19 protein-coding genes are annotated in these 19,251 nt (G+C 68.5%); 7 read left to right on the top strand and 12 right to left on the bottom strand.

Annotated features, from left to right (window positions below; all coding sequences use genetic code 11):
- The coding region (locus AC1RTA_RS14320; RefSeq protein WP_492785089.1) for a YXWGXW repeat-containing protein at window positions 1–375 on the bottom strand (375 nt) is incomplete at its 3' end.
- A 196-nt stretch (window positions 376–571) separates the two neighbouring features.
- Between AC1RTA_RS14320 and mtnA the strand changes: the two genes are divergently transcribed.
- Together mtnA and AC1RTA_RS14310 are read left to right on the top strand one after the other, a co-directional pair.
- On the top strand, window positions 572–1,663 hold the full coding sequence (gene mtnA / locus AC1RTA_RS14315; protein ID WP_492785088.1) for an S-methyl-5-thioribose-1-phosphate isomerase: 1,092 nt from the start codon (window positions 572–574) through the stop codon (window positions 1,661–1,663).
- On the top strand, window positions 1,653–2,303 hold the full coding sequence (locus AC1RTA_RS14310; RefSeq protein ID WP_492785087.1) for a class II aldolase/adducin family protein: 651 nt from the start codon (window positions 1,653–1,655) through the stop codon (window positions 2,301–2,303). Before mtnA ends, AC1RTA_RS14310 begins: the two co-directional genes overlap by 11 nt.
- A gap of 79 nt (window positions 2,304–2,382) precedes the next feature.
- Here the strand turns inward: AC1RTA_RS14310 and AC1RTA_RS14305 are convergent, their stop codons facing one another.
- Together AC1RTA_RS14305 and AC1RTA_RS14300 are read right to left on the bottom strand one after the other, a co-directional pair.
- Window positions 2,383–2,958, bottom strand: a complete 576-nt coding sequence (locus tag AC1RTA_RS14305) for a hypothetical protein (RefSeq protein WP_492785086.1) — start codon at window positions 2,956–2,958, stop codon at window positions 2,383–2,385.
- Window positions 2,959–3,352: 394 nt separating this feature from the next.
- On the bottom strand, window positions 3,353–4,264 hold the full coding sequence (locus tag AC1RTA_RS14300; protein WP_492785085.1) for a universal stress protein: 912 nt from the start codon (window positions 4,262–4,264) through the stop codon (window positions 3,353–3,355).
- A gap of 386 nt (window positions 4,265–4,650) precedes the next feature.
- On the opposite strand from AC1RTA_RS14300, the gene AC1RTA_RS14295 reads away from it, so the two are divergent.
- Complete coding sequence (locus AC1RTA_RS14295) at window positions 4,651–5,352, top strand: Crp/Fnr family transcriptional regulator (RefSeq protein ID WP_152089616.1); 702 nt, start codon at window positions 4,651–4,653, stop codon at window positions 5,350–5,352.
- A 21-nt stretch (window positions 5,353–5,373) separates the two neighbouring features.
- Here the strand turns inward: AC1RTA_RS14295 and AC1RTA_RS14290 are convergent, their stop codons facing one another.
- The 5 genes from AC1RTA_RS14290 to AC1RTA_RS14270 form a co-directional block, all read right to left on the bottom strand.
- Window positions 5,374–7,338 carry a monovalent cation:proton antiporter family protein gene (locus tag AC1RTA_RS14290; RefSeq protein ID WP_130458967.1) on the bottom strand — a complete coding sequence of 655 codons (1,965 nt, stop codon included), beginning with the start codon at window positions 7,336–7,338 and terminating at the stop codon, window positions 5,374–5,376.
- Window positions 7,339–7,374: 36 nt separating this feature from the next.
- Window positions 7,375–8,643 (bottom strand): putative Na+/H+ antiporter, encoded by a 1,269-nt coding sequence (locus AC1RTA_RS14285; RefSeq protein WP_130458968.1) that lies wholly within the window; start codon window positions 8,641–8,643, stop codon window positions 7,375–7,377.
- Window positions 8,644–8,839: 196 nt separating this feature from the next.
- Window positions 8,840–9,499, bottom strand: coding sequence for a response regulator transcription factor (locus AC1RTA_RS14280; RefSeq protein ID WP_014238396.1), 660 nt, complete (start codon window positions 9,497–9,499; stop codon window positions 8,840–8,842).
- Window positions 9,496–11,133: an ATP-binding protein gene (locus tag AC1RTA_RS14275; protein ID WP_014238397.1), complete on the bottom strand. Its 1,638-nt coding sequence runs from the start codon at window positions 11,131–11,133 to the stop codon at window positions 9,496–9,498. The genes AC1RTA_RS14280 and AC1RTA_RS14275 overlap by 4 nt, the downstream gene beginning before the upstream one ends.
- A gap of 222 nt (window positions 11,134–11,355) precedes the next feature.
- Window positions 11,356–12,723, bottom strand: coding sequence for a citrate transporter (locus AC1RTA_RS14270; protein WP_492785084.1), 1,368 nt, complete (start codon window positions 12,721–12,723; stop codon window positions 11,356–11,358).
- 78 nt (window positions 12,724–12,801) lie between these two features.
- Between AC1RTA_RS14270 and scpB the strand changes: the two genes are divergently transcribed.
- The 4 genes from scpB to AC1RTA_RS14250 all read left to right on the top strand — a co-directional run bounded on the left by scpB (window position 12,802) and on the right by AC1RTA_RS14250 (window position 15,196).
- Window positions 12,802–13,638: a methylmalonyl-CoA decarboxylase gene (gene scpB, locus AC1RTA_RS14265; RefSeq protein ID WP_492785083.1), complete on the top strand. Its 837-nt coding sequence runs from the start codon at window positions 12,802–12,804 to the stop codon at window positions 13,636–13,638.
- Between the two features lie 46 nt (window positions 13,639–13,684).
- The gene (locus AC1RTA_RS14260; RefSeq protein ID WP_492785082.1) at window positions 13,685–14,077 is read left to right on the top strand and encodes a VOC family protein; all 393 of its coding nucleotides are present in this window, start codon (window positions 13,685–13,687) and stop codon (window positions 14,075–14,077) included.
- Between the two features lie 63 nt (window positions 14,078–14,140).
- A complete protein-coding gene (locus tag AC1RTA_RS14255; RefSeq protein ID WP_492785081.1) occupies window positions 14,141–14,533 on the top strand; it encodes a VOC family protein in 393 nt (130 codons plus the stop codon).
- Window positions 14,534–14,587: 54 nt separating this feature from the next.
- Window positions 14,588–15,196, top strand: a complete 609-nt coding sequence (locus AC1RTA_RS14250; protein WP_492785080.1) for a GyrI-like domain-containing protein — start codon at window positions 14,588–14,590, stop codon at window positions 15,194–15,196.
- A gap of 123 nt (window positions 15,197–15,319) precedes the next feature.
- On the opposite strand, the gene AC1RTA_RS14245 is transcribed toward AC1RTA_RS14250, so the two are convergent.
- The 4 genes from AC1RTA_RS14245 to AC1RTA_RS14230 all read right to left on the bottom strand — a co-directional run.
- The gene (locus tag AC1RTA_RS14245; protein WP_492785079.1) at window positions 15,320–16,099 is read right to left on the bottom strand and encodes a gamma-glutamyl-gamma-aminobutyrate hydrolase family protein; all 780 of its coding nucleotides are present in this window, start codon (window positions 16,097–16,099) and stop codon (window positions 15,320–15,322) included.
- A 131-nt stretch (window positions 16,100–16,230) separates the two neighbouring features.
- Window positions 16,231–17,355, bottom strand: coding sequence for a YbdK family carboxylate-amine ligase (locus tag AC1RTA_RS14240; RefSeq protein ID WP_492785078.1), 1,125 nt, complete (start codon window positions 17,353–17,355; stop codon window positions 16,231–16,233).
- Window positions 17,348–18,592 (bottom strand): cation:proton antiporter, encoded by a 1,245-nt coding sequence (locus AC1RTA_RS14235; protein WP_152089622.1) that lies wholly within the window; start codon window positions 18,590–18,592, stop codon window positions 17,348–17,350. The genes AC1RTA_RS14240 and AC1RTA_RS14235 overlap by 8 nt, the downstream gene beginning before the upstream one ends.
- A 186-nt stretch (window positions 18,593–18,778) precedes the next feature.
- On the bottom strand, window positions 18,779–19,251 hold a 473-nt coding region (locus tag AC1RTA_RS14230; protein ID WP_492785077.1), incomplete at its 5' end, for a cation transporting ATPase C-terminal domain-containing protein.

The following is a 19,251-nucleotide window of genomic DNA, read 5'->3' as shown; positions in this document are numbered from 1 at the left end:
TGGCGGGGCGGGGGATTCCCAGCGATGCTCCCGGGGGGAATCGCGCCTGGGTTCATCATGCCGTTCCCACTGGCCGCCCCGGGGCTGCCAGCGGTCGCCGTCCCGCTCCCACTGGCGCGGCACCCAGCGATAGCCGGGGCGGGGCGCCTCCCAGCGGCCCGGGACCCAGACGTAGCGCACGCCGATCCAGTTCCAGTAGCCGCCGATCCAGACATAGCCCACCACCGGCGGCGCTCCCATCACTTCCACCCGCAGCGGCGGCGGCGCCATGCGCACCGGCTCGCCGTAGTAGGGACGGCTGACGGGCTCGACGGCACAGCCGGCCAGGCCGGCCACGGCGGCGAAGAGAAGGGAAAGCCAGAGTTTGCGTTTCATGGTGCCTGCCTCATGGGGCGTTGGAAAAAAGCGCTGTTGCCGGCTTTAACGCGGCAGCGGCAGGCACCGCCGACCCGTTGCCCCGGGCCTTACGAATTGTTGCAACTGCCTTTACCCAATCTTGCCGCGGCCCCCTGGGCCGGGCCGTGGCGTCGCCATGCTTGGGCCGCCCGCCGCCTTGGCCTAGAATCGCCCCATGAGCCCAACCACCCTCCCCTCCCGCACCCTCTGGCCCGTGCCCGGCACCTGCGCCGTGGACATCATCGACCAGACGGCCCTGCCCCATCATTTCCGCACCCTGCGCCTGTTCACCCTGGAAGAGGCGGCCCACGCCATCCGCGCCATGCAGGTGCGGGGCGCGCCCCTGATCGGCGCCACCGCCGCCTACGGCGTCGCCCTGGCCCTGCAGCGGGACGCCTCCGACGCCGCCCTGAGCCAGGCCGTGGCCACCCTGGGCGCCACCCGGCCGACGGCGATCAACCTGCACTGGGCCCTCAACCGCATGCAGGCCCTGCTGCGCCTGCTGCCCCAGGAAGACCGGGCCGAAGCGGCATGGACCGAAGCGGCCGCCATCGCCGACGAGGACGCGGAACAGAACCGCCGCATCGGCCAGCACGGCCTGGAACTGCTGCGGCCCCTGGCGGAAAAGCGGGGACGGCTGGAGATCATGACCCACTGCAACGCCGGCTGGCTGGCCACGGTGGAACACGGCACCGCCCTTGCCCCGATCTATGCCGCCCACGCCGCCGGCCTGCCGGTGCATGTCTGGGTCTCCGAAACCCGGCCCCGCAACCAGGGCCTGCTCACGGCCTGGGAACTGGCCCAGAAGGGCGTGCCCCACACCCTCATCGCCGACAACGCCGCCGGCCTGCTGCTGGCCCGGGGCGAGGTGGATGCGGTGATCGTCGGCGCCGACCGCATCGCCGCCAACGGCGACGTGGCCAACAAGGTGGGCACCTACCTCAAGGCCCTGGCGGCCCGGGAGGCGGGCGTGCCCTTCTATGTCGCGGCACCCCGTTCCACCCTGGATTTCGCCTGCCCCGGCGGCGCCGCCATTCCCATCGAGGAGCGGGAAGGCGACGAACTGCGCCTGGTGCACGGCCTGGACGGCGCCGGCAGCCCCGGCTCCATCCGCCAGATCGCCGCCGCCGAGGCCGTGGCCAACCCGGCCTTCGACGTCACCCCGGCGGGCCTGGTGGCCGCCCTCATCACCGAGCGCGGCGCCTGCCCGGCCAGCGCCGACGGCATCTTCGGCCTCTATCCGGAAGAACAGGACCATGCCCGCTGACCCGCGCCAGAGCCTCATCACCGCCGCCCACCGCATGGCGGCGGAGGGCCTCAACCGGGGCACCGCCGGCAACCTCAGCCTGCGGGCCAAGCTGGACGGGGTGGACGGTTTCTACGTCACCCCCACCGGCATGAACTACGACAGCCTGCAGGCGGAGGACATTCCCTTCGTCAAACTGGCGGACGGCAGCCATGTGGGGCGCCGCCTGCCCTCCTCCGAATGGCGCTTCCACCGGGACATCTACGCCGCCCGGCCGGAGACGGGCGCGGTGCTGCACGCCCATTCCCCCTTCGCCACGTCCCTGGCCTGCCTGCGCCGGGACATTCCCCCCTTCCACTACATGATCGCCCGCTTCGGCGGCGACACGGTGCGCTGCTCGGATTACGCCACCTTCGGCACCCAGGCCCTCTCCGACACCGCCCTGGCCGCCCTGGAAGGGCGCAGGGGCTGCCTCCTGGCCAACCACGGCATGATCGTCTGCGGCAAGGATCTGGGCGAGGCCCTGGCCCTGGGGGTGGAACTGGAAAGCCTCAGCGAGCAGTTCTGGCGCGCCAGCCAGCTGGGATCACCGGTGCTGCTCGACACGGAACAGATGGCCGAGGCCCTGGCCAGATTCGCCACCTACGGCAAACAGGCCTGAAGGGCCGGAACTCAACAACGGGATAGTCTGGAAGGCAGCAGGGACGCCAATCTCGGGACACCCTGCCTGAAGAGGCTTGCTAGGAGCGGCCCCTGGCAGGGCGTCGTTCTGAACGCCGCAACCGTGCCAGCAGCAGCCAGCCCGCCAGCACCACCCCCACCAGCAACAGACTCGCCGCCCACAGGCGCAGGGACAGGGCCAGACTCCCGGGCTGGAACATGCCCACCAGCCAGGCCACGGGGAACGGCACCGGCACGCTCATGTCGGCCACGCCAATGACCGCCGGCGCCAGGCCGCAGACCATGCGGAAGGACCACAGGGCCGGCCGGCGCCAGCTGCCCCGGGGTGCCGGCACCAGGAAGGACAGGGCCAGGGCCAGCAACAGCAGTCCCCCCAGGCTGCGCGCCGCCCAGGCCGGCAGGGCCGAATCCAGGGCCAGGAAAGCCTCGCAGCCCGTCACCCCCGGCAACAGGCAGACCCCGCCCACCGCCAGGGTGAGCAGATAGAGGGCCAGGGCCGGCCAGACGAAGAGATAAAAGACCCCGAGAAAAAGCACGATGCGCAGGGCCGGGCTCGGTCCCTTGGCCGGTGCCGCCTCGGCAGTTTCCCGGGCTCGGCGGGAAGCGGCGGTGGAGGGCTTGAAGGGCAGGCTCATGGGGCGGGCTCAGGTGGAAGCTGGGCGGAAAAAAGGGAAACGGGAAGATTCGCGGGCCGGGCATCAGCCAGGATATGACCGAATGCGGACCGAGTGCGGGCCGGGTACGGGCCGGGTACGCCACCGGCAAAGCTCGCCGGCGGCAGAACCGCGAACCACCCGGCAGCGGCGCCAGGCGCCACTATAGGCCCTCCGCGCGCCCCTGACGAGAGCGCGAACGCTGCTGCGACAGCCGGGCAGCGGAGCGCCGCGGCTGGGAAGAAGCTACGGAACAGGCGCCCGTCGCCGGCCATCGCGGCAGCGGCCGGCCTGGGGCGCCGTGTCTGCTGGAAACGCCGAAGGCGCCCGCAGCGCCGCCATCATCCCGCCGCCACGACAGAAGCCAGGGCGGGATTCAGTCCGGAGCGCCCATGCCCCGCACCACCAGCAGGTCGCACTGGATTTCCTCGATGACGTGGAGGCTGACGCTGCCCAGGAGGGCGGCGGTGAGTTCGGAATTGTCCTGGGTCGCCAGGGCGATCAGGTCGAAGCTGAAGTCCTGCACCACCCGCTCGATCTCCGCCGGGGCGTAGCCGTGGCGCAGGCGGGTGCCCGGGGCCGGGCCGTCCTGCCAGCCCAGCTCGGCGACGAAGCGGCCCATGGCTTCCCGGGCGTCGCTCTCGGCCTTGTGGCGGTAGAAGTCCAGGGTGCTGTCCCGGGCGCCGGCGAAGTACATCTGGCGCTCGAAGGGGGCTTCATAGACGTGCAGGAATTCCCGGTCCGCCTCGGGGGCGAAGGCCCGGGCGATGGCGGCGGCGGTGCGGGCATTGGCGGAGAAGTCGGTGGGCAGCAGCACCCGCCGGTAGGGGCCGGCGGCGGCCTGCTTCACCACCAGCACCGGGCAGGGGGCCAGGCGCAGGGCCTTGTGCACCGTGGAGCCGAGCAGTACTTCCTTGAGGAAGCGTTCGCCGTGGGCGCCGAGGACGATCAGGTCGGCCCCCAGTTCGCCGGCGGCCTTGGCGATTTCCGCCCCGGGCCGGCCGACCCGCAGTTCCACCTGATGGGGCGGCAACTCGGGCAGGCGGGAGAGGCGCTCCTCCAGCTCCTGACGGGCGCCGCGGCGGGCCTCGGCCTCGGCCGCCTCCGGCGCCTGCATGGCGAAGCGCCGGGCCAGGTCCAGGGGGCCCTGGGGAATGACGTGCAGCACCGTCAGGCGGGCGCCCAGCTGCCGCGCCAGCTGGGCGGCCCGGGCCAGGGCCCGGTCGGCGGCGGCGGAAAAGTCGGTGGCGACGAGCAGGTGGCGCAGGGCGTTAACGGGAGCGTTCATGGGCGGGTTTCCGGAGCGAAGGGAGGCAGCCCCCAGGGGACATGCCGACGGCAAAATTCTAGCGGCGGGCGGGCCTTTGCACAGTCCGGCAGGCCCCCAGCCGGGGCGGCCCCGAACCGGCGCCGGCAAGAAAGTGGGGCAAGGCTCGATCAGTCCTTGGCATCGGCCCGGGAATGGCTACAATGAATGTTCCCCGGCCCCGCTGCCGGGGAAGCGACCAAAATAGCGGCATTCGGGATACCCCCGGTGGAGAGGCCCGTCCCTTGGGCTTCCCCAGGCACCCATGAAAGTGTGACGTACGTCACGTTCCGCAATATATTTGGCATGGTTGGTGTGCTAGTTTTCCGTCATAGCGACTGTCAAACAAGCAAAGGGAGGGGAGTCCCATGCACCAGAACCATCGGCCCGTCATCGACGACGAGCTGTTCGGGGCAGCACTTGCCCAGACGGAGAGGGAAACGGCGGAGCGGCACGTGCGCGTGCAGCTGTGGGAACCGGGCGCCGTCGGCCTCGACAGCCAGGGCCACAACGGCGGCCTCTACTGCGTCCAGCACGGCCGCCTGGAACTGATGGTGCGGGACGCCAACGGCGGCGAACGCTCCCTGCGCCTGATGGGCGCCGGCGACATTTTCGGCCTGGAATGCCTGCTACCCCAGGCCCCGGGCGGCTACCAGGTGCGGGCCCTGACCCGCTCGGCGGTGATCGCCGTCAATCCGGAACTGGTGGACCGCTGGATACTCTCCTGCCCCGATTTCCGCCGCGCCCTGGCCAACCGCCTGGCCTCGGGCATCTGCCACCTGGAACAGGAACGGGAGCACACCCTCTCGCGCCCGGTGTCCGAGCGGCTGCTGTGCTATCTCATCTGCGGCGAGAGCTGCCAGTCCGAAAGCGCCGAGCGCCATCCCGGCCACGGCCCCCTGCCCATGCAGGTGCTGGCCCGGCGTCTGGGCTGCAGCGCCGGCCACCTGTCCCGGGCGGCGCGGCGGCTGTTGCAGAGCGGAGTGGTGCAGCGCACCCATGGCGGCCTGCAGATCGGCGATCTGAGCCGCTTCGAGGGCGCCCTGTGCGAGGGTTGCCGCAAGTCCTAGGGACGGCGGCGGGGACGACGGCTACTTGCCGTCGAGAATGAAGTGCATGGCGGCCGACAGGGCCTCGCTGGTTCCCACCAGAATCAACACATCCTCGGGTTGCACCACGGTCTCCGGCAGGGGCGCCTCGTCCCGCACCCGGTGCCGGCGCAGGGCTTCCAGCTCGACGCCGAAGCGGCCCAGGTCCAGCTCGGCCAGGCTGCGGCCGACGGCGTAGGCCTGCTGCTCGATGACGCAGGCCAGCTTCTCCTGGGAGATGCGCTGCAGGCGGTCGCTCTCGCCCCGGTAGAAGGCCCGCAGGGCGGTGTAGCGGTGGGCCCGCACTTCCCGCACCTGTTCCAGGGCCCGCTCCACCGGCACACCGAGCTGGGTCAGGGTCTGGGCCGCCAGCATCAGGCTGCCTTCCAGCACTTCGGGAATGACTTCGGTGGCCCCCAGACTCTTCAGATGTTCCAGGTGCAGGTCGTCCTGGGCGCGGACGATGATGGGCATGTCCGGCCGCAACTCCCGCACCAGATGCAGCACCTTCTCCGTCGCCGGCAGGTCGGCGTAGGTCACCACCAGGGCCCGGGCCCGGTCCAGGCCCGCCGCCTTGAGGATCTCGCGGCGGTCGGCGTTGCCGTACACCACGTTCTCCCCCGCCTCCACCGCCTGGCGGATGCGGGCCTCGTCCACATCCAGGGCGATGAAGGGAATGCTCTCCAGGTCGAGGAAGCGGGCCACGCTCTGGCCGGTACGGCCGAAACCGCAGAGGATCACGTGCTGCTCGATGCCCATGGCGTGCACCGCCACCTCGTGGATCATGCGGGTGCGGTCGCTCCACTCCTGCCGCGACAGGTGCTTGCTCCAGCGGCCGGCCTGGCCGATCAAAAGGGGCGCGATGAACATGGAGAGCAGCATGGCCGCCATGGTCACCTGGAACACGTCGGTGGGCAGCAGCTTGTTGTCCCGGGCCAGTTCCAGCAGCACGAAGCCGAACTCGCCGGCCTGGGCCAGCTGGATGGCGGTGCGGGCCCCCACTTCCGGCGAATTGCGCATCAGGAGGGTGATGAGGAAGACGATGCCGCCCTTGGCCAGCACCAGCAGGGCCAGGGCCAGCAGCACCGCCGGCAGGTTCTGCAGGACGAAGTGCAGGTCCAGCAGCATGCCGATGGTGACGAAGAAGAGGCCCAGCAGCACGTCGCGGAAGGGCCGGATGTCGGCCTCCACCTGGTGCCGGTAGAGGGTCTCGGAAATGAGCATGCCGCCGATGAAGGCGCCCAGGGCCAGGGAGAGGCCGGCCCAGGCAGTCAGGGCGGAGAGGCCGATCACGATCCACAGCACGCTGAGCATGAACAGCTCGGGGGACTTCTGCCGGGCCACGGCGTCGAACCAGCGGCGCATCAGGCGCTGGCCCACCAGGATCATGGCCGCCAGGGCCAGGGCGGCCTGGCCCAGGGCCATGGAAATGGCGCCGGCCATGCCCTTGGCGTCGGCGGCCAGGGCGGGAATGATGATCAGCAGGGGCACCACCGCCAGATCCTGGAACAGCAGCACGGCCATGGTCTGGCGCCCGGGCTGGGAATGCAGCTCCAGGCGCTCGGAGAGCAGCTTGCTGACGATGGCGGTGGAGGACATGGCGCAGGCGGCGCCGACGGCCAGGCCGATGCGCCAGTCCTGGCCGTAGTAGAGGATGGTGACCAGGGTGGTGCCCACCAGGGTCACCCCCACCTGGGCGCCCCCCAGGCCGAATACCAGGCGGTGCATGGCTTTGAGCCGGGCCAGGCTGAACTCCAGGCCGATGGAGAACATCAGGAAGACCACGCCGAACTCGGCGAAGTGGCTGGCCTCCTCACTCTCCGCCAGGAGGCCGAAGCCGTAGGGACCGACGATGAGGCCGATGGCCAGGTAGGCCAGCAGGGAGGGCAGACGCAGCTGCTTGGCGACGACGACGAACAACACCGCCAGGGAGAGCAGGAGGACGACGCTGAACAGTGAGTCGGTCACGGCGGACTCCGGCTCCGAATAATGGGTTGGGGCGGATTATAGAAGCTGGAAGGCCAGGACGGACACCAACGTAGGCGGCAACGCGCACAGCAGCAGGCCGATGGGGCTGATGGCCTGCTCGTGGAAGGTGCCTTTGAGGATGGAGAAGCCCGCCGGGTTGGGGGCGTTGGCGATCACCGTGAGACCGCCGCCGGTGACGGCCCCCGCCACCAGGGCGTACTGGAAGGCCGGGGTGACGCCCTCCACCAGGGAGCCCAGGTAGGTCAGGGCCGCATTGTCGGTGAGGGCCGTGAGGGCGGTGGCGCCGAAGAACAGCACGGTGGGCGCCATGCCCGCCAGCACGTCCTGCAGCCACCACTTCTGCAGGCCGCCCAGGGTCACCAGGCCGGCCAGGAAGAAGGCCACCAGCAGGCCTTCCCGCAGGATGAGGCGGTCCTGGTGGTGCTTGTAGGCCTCGCAAAAGCCGAGGAAGAAGAGGAACAGGCCGAGGAACACGGCCGGATGGTGGGCGAACACCACCACCCCGACCAGGAAGGCCAGGTGCACCAGCACCATGCCGGCCGGCACGGCGGGGGCGGCCTCGCCCTCGACGGCGCCGCACAGGCTGACCAGTTCCCGGCGATAGACGAAGGTCACCACCAGGGCGTTGATGCCGACGGCGATGGCGGCCTTCCAGCCGAAGGTGCTGGCCATGAAGGCCAGGTCCCAGCCCCACTTGCCAGCCACCATCAGCACCGGCGGCGCGGCGAAGGGGGTCAGGGTGCCGCCGATGGAAATGTTCACGAACAGCACCGCCAGGGTGGCGTACTTGAGGCGGCTGGAAACGGGCCGGGCGAAATAGCGGTCCCGCAGCAGCAGGGCCCCCAGGGTCATGGCGGCGGGCTCGGTGATGAAGGAGCCGAGCAGGGGCACCAGGAAGAGAATGACGAAGAAGGTGGCGACGCTGTCCGGCAGGGGCAGCGTTCGCGCCGCGGCACGGACGCTGTGGCCGGCCAGGGCCAGGATGGGCCGGCTGGCGGCGATGACCATGATGACGAAGACGAACAGGGCCTCCGTGTAATTGCAGGATTCCAGGTAGGTCACCGCCTCCCCGGTGCCCTGCAGGCCAACCATGACCAGCACCAGCACCATGGCCCAGAAGCCGAACACCACCTCCACCTCGCCCAGCAGGTGCCACAGGCCGGCATGGGCCGGCTGGGTGTGGGCCAGGTGTTCGAAGTACTTGGTGGAAAAGGTATGCACGATGGCCAGGGCGAACAGCACCGTGGCGGCGATTTCAACGGGAGTGGGGGCGAGGGCCGACATCAGGGCAGGTCCGGGCGCGGGGCAAAAGAAACGCCCGCTGCGGATGACGACGCAGCGGGCGACACGAGTGGGTGTCCAACAGGATTGTTGCTGAATCCAGCCTGGGCATCATAGGCGCGACCGCTCCCGGCGGTAATTCGCCGTTCAGCGTACGGCCGACCAACGACGCGGCCAACCCTTAGGACACGCCGGGCCATCAGGCGGCCTCTTCGTCCGGCGCCGGGGGCGGCACCTCGTTGTCGAACTGGACGACGATGCGCACCAGCTCGGAGAGGTTGCGGGCCTGCAGCTTTTCCATCATGCGGGCCTTGTACACCTCCACCGTGCGCGGGCTGATGCCGAGCACCTCGCCGATTTCCCGGTTGGGCTTGCCGGCGGCGGCCAGGCGCATCACCTCCCGCTCGCGCCGGGAGAGGCGCTCCAGGCGGTCGCGCATCTCGGCGCCGGTGGCGGCCTCCTTGCGGCGGGCCGTGTCCAGGGCCAGGGCGGTGGCGACGGCGTTGAACAGCTGGTTGTCGTCGATGGGCTTTTCCAGGAAATCCACGGCCTGGGCCTTGAAGGCGGTGCGGGCGGTGGAGGCGTCGCCGTGGGCGGAAATGACGATCACCGGCAGCTGGATGCCCTTCTCCGCCAGGGTGGCCTGCAGGGAGAGACCGTCCATGCCGGGTAGGCGCACGTCGGCGATGAGACAGCCGGGAGCGTCGGGATCGACGGCCGCCAGGTAGTCCTCGGCGGAGCCGAAGGCCTGGACCCGGTAACCCTTGAGGTTGAGCAGCAGACCCAGGGAATCCCGGATGGCCGCGTCGTCGTCCACCACATAGACGGTGGGGGCGTTGGGAGGAATGCTCAGATTCATGGGGCTCCTTTCACAGGCAGCGGTTTTACGGAATAAACGGAATGGTGCAGCGGCAGGGCGATGGTGAAACGGCTGCCGCCGGCGCTGGGCGATTCGGCCCACAGGCGGCCGCCGTGGGCCTCGACGATGGCCCGGCTGATGGCCAGGCCCAGGCCCATGCCGGTGGGCTTGCTGGTGGCGAAGGGCTCGAACAGGCGTTCGCGGAACTGGGGCAGGATGCCCGGCCCGTTGTCCTGCACCACCAGTTGCAGTTCGTTGCCTTCCCGGTGGGCGGCCAGGCTCACCACCGGCTCGTCGGTGCTGCGGCCGAAGCTTTCCGGCGACACGGCGTCGAGGGCGTTGATGAGCAGGTTGCGCAGCACCACCTGGAGCTGCACCCCGTCGCCCCGGGCCGGCGGCAGATCGGCCGGGATGGCGTATTCGAGGCGGCAGGCCTGGCGCTTGGCCCGTTCCTCCACCTCACCGATGGTTTCCACCACCAGGGGCAGGATCGGCACCGGGTCGCGCCGGGTGTGGCCGGTCTTGAAGAAGTCCCGCAGGCGGCGCACCACGGCGCCGGCGCGGCGGGCCTCGGCCGCCACCTTGTCCAGCACGTCGGACAGCTCGCCGCCCCGCCCCGCCTCCAGCATCAGCTGGCCGGCCCGGGCATAGTTGGCCACGGCGGTGAGGGGCTGGTTCAGTTCGTGGGCCAGGGCCGCCGCCATCTCGCCGGCCGCCGCCAGGCGCAGGGCCCGCTTCAGCTCGCTCTCGGCCACCTTGCGGGCGCTGGAGGTGACCCCCAGGGTGAGGCCGGTGATGGCCAGGGAGGCCATGAGGAACTGCATCTCCTGCACCGTGCCGCCCTTGTAGCCGAGCCACTGGGCGCTGACGATGAGGCCCACCTGGATCATGGCCAGGGTTAGGCAGGCCCCCTCCAGGCCGTGGCGCAGGGAAATCCAGGTGAGGGGCAGGAACAGCAGGTAGAAATACTTGAATTCGTCGGTCCACGGCAGACCGAACACCACCCACAGGGAGAGCATCACCGCCAGGCACTGCAGGGTGAATTCCCGGGTCTCCAGGAATTTCCAGTCCCCCGGGCGCAGCAGCACCAGGATCAGGGGGGCGCTGACCAGGACGCCGATGGCATCCCCCACCCAGAAGCGCACCAGGGCGTAGAGGAAGCCCCGCTGGCTGTCGGGCAGGAAGGCGCTGACCACCAGCAGATAGAGCCCGCCCAGGAGCAGGGCAGTGCCGGCGAGGACGGCGAGAAAACGGGGCAGCGCGCCCCGGTCCCGGATGTCGGCGGCGCCGACCCGGTGCAGCAGGGCTGCCATGAGGCCGTAGCCGCCGGCAGTGATGCCGGTGAGCAGCAGGGTTTCCACGGACAGGGCGGCCATGCCGTGCACCAGCACATTGCCGCACCACACGGTGGCAAAGGCCAGGGGCCAGAAACGCAGGCCGAAGGCCAGCAGCAGGGCCAGGGTCAGTCCCGGGGGGGGATTCCAGGGCGTCACCTCGAAGGCCGGCAGGGGGTGGATGAAGCTGACCCAGTCCAGCAGGAGGTAAAGCAGCACGTAGACGCACCCTACGGCCGCAACCCGACTCGGGTTCAGCGCAGGGGGAACGGGCAGGTGGAAAAAGCGGGCAAAAGTCATACCCGGATCATGCCTGAAAACAGGCCAGGACTGGGTCTGCCGGGGTACGTACGGATTTATCACGACACACCGCCAGCGGAAATGCCGGACGCATCCCCCGTGCGGCGCAGTACGCACCCGTAAAAGCACCATGCCCGAGCAGCGCACGGGACGGCGCTGTCGGGCATGGGTGTCCGGAGAGGGCCGCGGGACCTTGGTCCCGGACCGGCCCTGAATCAGAAGTTAGGGCTTGGCGGCAGCCTCGGCCGGAACGGCGGCAGCGGCTGCCGCTTCGACGGCGGCGGGCGCCTTGTGGTCCGCGTCCGGATGCCAGCCGAGCACGGTGAGCAGGACGAAGAAGCCGACCACGTAGGCCAGGGCCACGTGCCAGCCGTGGCGCAGCCAGTTACCCACGGACTTGGCCTCGGGGAACATGTTGGAGAGGGCCACGCCGGCGGAGGAGCCGAACCACACCATGGAACCGCCGAAGCCCACGGCGTAGGCCAGGAAGCCCCAGTCGTAGCCGCCCTGCTTCAGGGCCAGGGCAGTCAGCGGGATGTTGTCGAAGACGGCGGAGACGAAACCCAGGCCCAGGGCGGTCTGCCAGGAGGCGCCGGGCAGCTCTTCCACCGGCATCATGGAAGCGCAGGTGACCAGGGAAAGCAGGAAGACAGAACCCTTGAAGGTTTCCGGCAGCACTTCCCAGTCGGGCCGGCGGATGGCGGTGGACAGCAGGATGGCCAGCCACACGGCGACGCCGATGAAGGGGAAGTGGTCCGCCTCTTCGGGGAAGTTGATGTTCACCAGTACGTTGGCGCCGATGGCGAAGGCCAGGATCATGCCGACGATGCCGACCCGGGCCCAGTCGATCTTGGTGTGCTGGTGGCCGCCCTTGATGATGGGGGAGTAGGCATGCTGCTGCCTGGAGGCGACGAAGGCGACGATGAGCAGGGCGACGATGGCCGCCACGTAGGCGTCGAGCACGATATGGGGCGGCACGCCGGCGATCCACATCATGGTGGTGGTGGTATCCCCCACCACGGAGCCGGAGCCGCCGGCATTGGAGGCGGCGACGATGCCGGCCAGGTAGCCCACATGGACCTTGCCCTTGAACAACTGGTGGGCCATGGCGCCGCCGATGAGGGCGGCGGCGATGTTGTCGAGGAAGGAGGACAGCACGAAGACCATCACCAGCAGCACGAAACCGCCCTTCCACTCGCCCGGCAGGTACTTGGGCAGGATCACCGGCACGTGGCTCTTCTCGAAGTGGCGCGAGAGCAGGGCGAAGCCCATGAGCAGGCACAGCAGGTTGGAGAGGGTGACGAACTCGTGGCCCAGGTGGGCGGCGAAGCCGGCAAAGCCGACCCCGGTCTTGAAGCCGGTGACGAAGATCTTGTATAGGCTGATCACGGTAACGCCGGTGAGACCGACGTAGAGGGTGTAGTTGTGGAACAGGGCCACGCCCAGCAGGGTCAGGCCGAACAGGATGAAGTCCAGGGGAATGCCGGCCACCAGCACCGGGCCGTCGGCCCAGGCGGAGAGGGGAAAAGCCAGGCACAGGGCCAGCAGGCCGAGGGAGCGCGCTCCCGGGCGGGACAGGGTCGACAGCATGGAATCCTCCAGATTTTTGTGGGCCGGATTCTAACATTCGCCCCGCGGCCTCCCCCTTAGGGGAAAACACTTAGCCCCATGCTGCAACGCCACATTCTGGCGCACAATAGGACATCGTCTTCCACCGCCCGCCCCATGTCCCTCATCAACGCCCACCTCGCCGAAGGCATCGGCAGCATCACCTTCAACTACGACTTCAAGCGCAACGCCCTGTCGGAAGCCATGACCGGCGAAATCGCCGCCGCCCTCGCCCTGTTCACCCAGGAAGGGGCCCGGGTCGCGGTGATCCGGGGCCAGCCGGGAGCCAAGGTGTGGTCCGCCGGCCACAGCGTGGACGAGCTGCCCACCGGCGGCCACGACCCCCTGGGCTGGAAGGACTCGCTGCGCATGGTGATCCGGGAGATCGAAGCCTTCCCCGGCCCGGTCATCGCCCAGGTGGGCGGCAGCGTCTGGGGCGGCGCCTGCGAACTGGTGTTCGCCTGCGATCTCATCGTCGCCACCCCCGAAGCCACCTTCGCCGCCACCCCGGCCAAGCTCGGCGTGCCCTACAACGCCACCGGCCTGCTCACCTTCCTCAACGCCCTGCCCCTGCACCTGGCCAAGGAACTGCTGTTCACCGGCAGCCCCATGGGCGCCGCCCGCCTGGAACGCCAGGGCGTCATCAACCACCTGGTGCCCGCCGCCGAGATCGACGCCTTCGTGCACGAGCTGGCCAAGGGCATGGCCCACAACGCCCCCCTCTCCATCTCCGTGATCAAGGAACAGCTGCGCATCCTGGCCGGCGCCCACGCCCTCTCCCCCCAGGATTTCGAACGCATCCAGGGCCTGCGCCGGGTGGTGTACAACAGCGCCGACTACGCCGAAGGCATCCACGCCTTCAAGCAGAAGCGCAAGCCGATCTACCGGGGGCAGTAGGTAGGATTAGGCTTCCGGCAATCGGGCCGCGAAGGGGAGACAAAGCGTGAAATTCGGTTACACCATCATCTACGTCGCCGACGTACCGGCCGCCATCGCCTTCTGGGAAAGGGCCTTCGGCCTGCACCGGCGCTTCGTCGACGCAACGGGCGTCTACGGGGAGCTGGAGGCCGGCGCCACCTGCATCGCCTTCGCCAGCCACGGCCTGATGGCGGACCTGCTGCCCCCGGAATGCGTGACGGAGCCGCCATCGCCCCAGCATCACGCTTTCGAGATCGGCCTCTTCACGGAAGACGTGCCGGCCGCCTACGCCCAGGCCCTGGCCCATGGCGCCACCGGCCTGACGCCGCCGCGCACCACGCCCTGGGGCCAGACCGTCTCCTTCGTCCGCTGCCCGGAGGGAACCCTGGTGGAGTTGTGTACGGCCATCAAGCGTTAAGTAACGTTAATGAGCAAACCTCCAGCACAGACCGAGTCCAATAAATCTCACAGGAAAACATCCATGAAACTGGGTTACACAATCATCTATGTTCCCGATGTCGCAAAGTCGCTTACCTTTTTTGAGCAGGCATTCGGTCTGTCACGGCGCTTTCTCCACGAATCGGGGGACTACGGCGAACTGCAGACAGGGGAAACGACCTTGGCCTTTGCTTCCCTTGGATTGGGCAAATCAAACATGCCCAACGGCTTCGTGGCCGCCTGCGAATCCGAAAAGCCACTTGGCTTTGAGATCGCTTTGGTGACGCCCGTTGTTGCGGAAGCTCACCAGAATGCCCTGTTGGCTGGCGCCGCTGAAATCAGGCCGCCGGAAGCAAAACCGTGGGGGCAAGTGGTCTCCTATGTTCGATGCCCGGATGGAACAGTGGTTGAAATCTGTTCTCCGGCTAACGGCTGACCTCGGGCAACCGTCAGCCATCCTCTTTTCGCTGAACCCGCGTCAGGTGAATCCGTGCAAAAGATTGATCTCAAGAAAGAACTGAAGCATCTCTACCAACCCTCTGCGAAAGAAGTGCTGCAGGTGGAAGTGCCCACTTTCCAATTTCTCATGGTCGACGGCGAGGGCGATCCCAACACCTCTTCGGCCTACTCCCAGGCAGTTGAAGCGCTATTCTCCGTTTCTTATGCCGCCAAGTTCATGGTGAAAAAGGGAGCACAAGCAATCGACTATGGCGTCATGCCTCTCGAGGGGCTTTGGTGGGCAGACGACATGTCCGTTTTCGCAACCGGCGACAAGTCAAGATGGCAATGGACCATGATGATCATGCAACCAGATTTCGTGTCGAGCGAGGTCATCGCTGCAGCCATTGCCGATATCAGAAAAAAGAAGAACCTTGCCGCTGTCGACAAACTGCGACTGGAACCTTTTACCGAAGGCTTATGCGCCCAGGTGCTTCACATCGGACCGTTCTCGGAGGAGGGACCCACCATCGACCGTCTCCATCGCTTCATCGATGCAAAAACCGGTCGAACAGGGAAGCACCATGAGATTTACTTGAGCGACATACGGCGTGCCGATCCGGCCAAATGGAAAACGATAATCCGCCAGCCAATGAAATAAGGGCTACCTCCGCACCACTTCACCGCGTCCGAAAAAAACCCGCAGCAAACAGCACAAGCGCACCGGAACAAGTGCGTTTCCCCACGCTTCAACTTCCTCGGAGAGGCAACGGTAACAGGCCCCCTACCACCGCCGCTTCCGTGCCTCCTCCAGAAACGCCTGCAGCAGCGGCTCCCCGTCCAGCAGTTCGCCCTTGCCCGGGGTGTGGAATTCCGGGTGCCATTGCAGGCCCACCACGAAGCCCCGACCGGTCCAGCGCACGGCTTCCACCAGGCCGTCGGCGGCGGTGGCTTCCACCGTCAGGTCCTTGCCCGGCACCTTGACCGCCTGGTGGTGGATGGAAACCACCTGGCCGCCCGTCTGCTCCGGGTAGAGCCTGGCCAGCAGGCCGCCCTCGGCGAACTGCACCGGGTGGGTGTGACGGTCGTATTCGGGGGCCTCGTGGGCGATGGCGTCTTCCACCAGGCTGGGGATGTCCTGGTGCAGGCTGCCCCCCAGGGCCACGTTGATCAGTTGCAGGCCGCGGCAGATGCCCAGCACCGGCTTGCCCGCCTCCATGAACTCGTGCAGCAGTTCCATCTCGTAGGCGTCCCGCACCCGGTCGCCGGCCCATTCGGGCTTGAGGGGTTCCTCGCCGTAGCTGAGGGGCGAGAGGTCGGTGCCGCCCTGCAGCACCAGGCCGTCGAGGGCGCCCACGTAGTCGGCTAGGCGCATGTTGCTGCGCTGCATGGGGCTGTCCTGGACGATGGAGGGCACCATGAACACCAGCACGTCCCGGGACATGACCCAGTGGGCCACGGACTGCTCCAGGTACTGCAGGGTCTTGCCCAGCAGGCCGACGCTCTCGGGCTGGGGATGGTAAAGGCGGGCGGAAATGCCGATCTTGACGGTGCGCTTGGCCATGTCTGACTCCTTTCGATCCGGGTTTCAGGGCATTGCCGCAGCAAGGACAAGCGCCCGGGAGCACGCCGCAAACCAGGCCCCTCCCGGTGAACTCTGTGCCCTCTGTGGCAATAGCATTTTCAATACACCCGCTACACGCCCCCCGCCCAGCAACGGGCCGAGTGGCGCACCACGTCCTCCAGGGCGCCGCTTTCCTCGTGCCGGGCCCGCAGCCAGGCGCTGCCGTTGGCGCCGCTGCCGGCCATGGCGGCCAGCCGGGCCAGGGGCGCGCGGCTGCCGAGGATGTCGGCGAAGGGCTGCAGGCGCTCCAGGGTGGCCAGCAGGTCGTCCCGCAGCACCAGGCTCTGCTGGCTGCGCGGGTCCACCAGGGTGGCGTCGAAACCGAAGCGGGTGGCCTGGAAGCGGTTATAGCCGTAGACCAGGTACAGCCCCTCCTCCACCCGCTCCGCCGGGTAGGGACGCTCCACCAGCAGCCAGAAGGCCAGGGCCTGGACGAAGGCGGCCAGGGCGGCGGCCGTATCCACCTCCAAGGGGGTGTCGCAGATGCGCACCTCCACGGTGCCGAATTCGGGCTTGGGGCGGATGTCCCAGTAGAAGTCCTTGATGCTGCCGATGATGCCGTAGCCCAGCATCTTGGCAAAAAACTCCTCGAAGCCGGCCCAGGTGCTCACCGGCGGCATGTGGCCGGAGAGGGGGAAGGCGGAAACGGCGTGCAGGCGCGAGGTCTCGAAGGAGGTGTCCTGTCCCTGGGAAAAGGGCGAGGCCGCCGAGAGGGCGATGAAGTGGGGAATGTAGCGGGACAGCTGGTGCGTCAGATACACCGCGTCGTCCCCCGACTCGCAGGCCACGTGGATATGCTGGCCGAAGACGGTGAACTGCTTGGCCAGGTAGCCGTAGAGGCTGGACAGCTGCTGGAAGCGCTCCGTGGGGAAGATGCGCCGCTCGTGCCAGCGGTGGAAAGGGTGGGTGCCGCCGCCGGCGATGGCCAGGTTGAGGCTGCCGGCTGTATGCACCACTGCGTCGCGCATGGCGTGCAGCTCCTCCAGCAGGCTGTCGTGACGGGCGTGGGGGCTGCTGTTGAGCTCGATCATGCTCTCGGTGATCTCGGGCTTGATCTCCCCCGGGTGGGCCACCTTCTCCAGGGCCCGCAGCAGGTCCGGGCCGCCCCGGGTCAGATCCTGGGTATGGGGGTTGATCACCTGCAGTTCCAGCTCCACCCCCAGGGTGTAGGGACTGACGGACTTGAACTCAAGCATGTTCGTCTCCTTCCGGCCGGCTCTCGCCGGCGCCCTTGAAGGCCGCCTGCACTGCCAGGGGGCCGAGGAATTCCAGCAGCACCACCGCCGCCAGCACCAGGTTGCCCAACCGTTCGCCAAACTGGGGATAGAGGCTGGTGAGGTCATGCACCAGGGCGATGGCCACCCCGGACATGGGCAGCAAAGCCAGGCTCAGCCAGGCGTGCTGGCGCCAGGTGATGCGGGAGAAAGGCGCGGTGAGCATGACCCCGGCCGCCTTGCCCAGGCTGCGGGCCGCCAGGTAGGCCAGCACCGGCAGACCGGCGGCCAGCACCGCCGCCAGGGGCAGGCTGGCCCCGGTGAGGACGAAGAGGACGATGTAGAAAAGTTGGGCGGCGCCCCCCAGGTCCACGCTGAGCAGGGCGTAGCGGCTGTCCCACTGGCGGCAGGCCAGGCCGAACACCAGCAGGGCCAGGAACACCGACAGCTGGAAGGCGTGGGCCAGGCCCACCGCCGCCAGCAGCATGCCGGCCAGGAGGATGAACTGGGAGAACTTGGATTCAGGCCCCTTGCCCAGCAGGCGGGCGCCCCACAGCACCAGGCGGGCGGCCAGGCTGCCCAGCAGCACCGAACCCAGCAGCAGGTAGAGGGGATGCAGCAGGGTCTTGTGCCAGGGCGCCGCATTTTCCGCATGGGCCACCGAGAGCAGGGTGGTGGCGGTGAGGAAGGCGAGCAGGGTGTTGATGGCCACCAGGGCCAGGGTGCGCTCCGTCACCTGGCCTTCGGCCCGGAATTCCCGGGCCACCAGCAGCACCACGGCAGGCGAGGTGGACAGGCCGATGGCCGCCGCCAGGCCCGCCTCCACCCGGGTGAAGCCGAACAGGCACAGCACCCCAGCCATGGCGGCGAAGGCCAGGGCCGATTCGAGCAGGGCTGCGGCCAGCAGGGAGCGGTCCCGCTTGAACCAGGTCAGGTCCAGGCGCCGGCCCAGGTCGAAGAGGATCAGGCCCACGGCCACGTCGAAGAAGAGCCGGGTTTCCCCCAGCAGGGGGTGCAGGGACCAGCCCGGCGGCAGCCAGGGGCCGGCCTGGCCCAGCAGCAGGCCGGCCAGGAGCCAGCCCAGCAGGCGCGGCAGTTTCAGGCGGCGGGCCAGCTCGCCGCCGAACAGCCCGGCCAGCAGCAGGCTGCCGAACAGGGCGGCGGGGCCCAGGGCCGGCGGCAGGGCCGGCAGAAAAGCGAAAGAGATGTTTCCGTCCATAGCGCGGTGCTCCCATGGGACGGCTGTTCAGCAATGTCTCAACAATGCGGCGCCCGGGCGGCCTGCCCGATGGGGCAGGAGCGGTCAGCGCACAGCCTGTTTTTGTTATTGAAAGACGGGCGCCGGCAAGGCGCCCCGGGATCATCCCCGGGGGCGGGGACGGTGGAGGCCGTAGGTTACTTCAGGTCAGAGTCGGCCGGACCCCGGCAAGTTCCGTACGGCCTGACGGCGCGCAAACCCCAGGCGCAGACGCTTCTCGGTGCCGATGACCAGGCCGCAGAAGAGGGCGAAAGCGCCGATTTCCAGCCATTCCGTGAGGCCGATGGGGGCCGTGGCGAAGAGGCGGTTCATGATCGGCGCGTAGGTGAACAGCAGCTGCAGGGCCGCCATGGTGCCGATGCCGCCCCAGAACCAGCGGTTGGTGAACAGGCCGATGCTCCAGAAGGAATGGGTGAGGGAGCGGCAGTTGAAGAGATAGACCGTTTCCACCAGCACGAACACATTGACCGCCACGGTGCGGGCCTCGGCCAGGGTGTGGCCCTGGTCCAACTCTCGCAGGAAGAGGCCGAAGGCGCCGAGCAGCAGTAACAGGCTCACCAGCAGGATGCGCCCCACCAGGGGGGCGTCCAGCACCGGCGTCTGGGGCGCCCGGGGCGGGC

The organism is Azospira sp. MPR-E4 (assembly GCF_058809645.1).
Note: the sequence above shows the minus strand (reverse complement) of the source record. Positions and strands in the feature narration are given on the sequence as shown.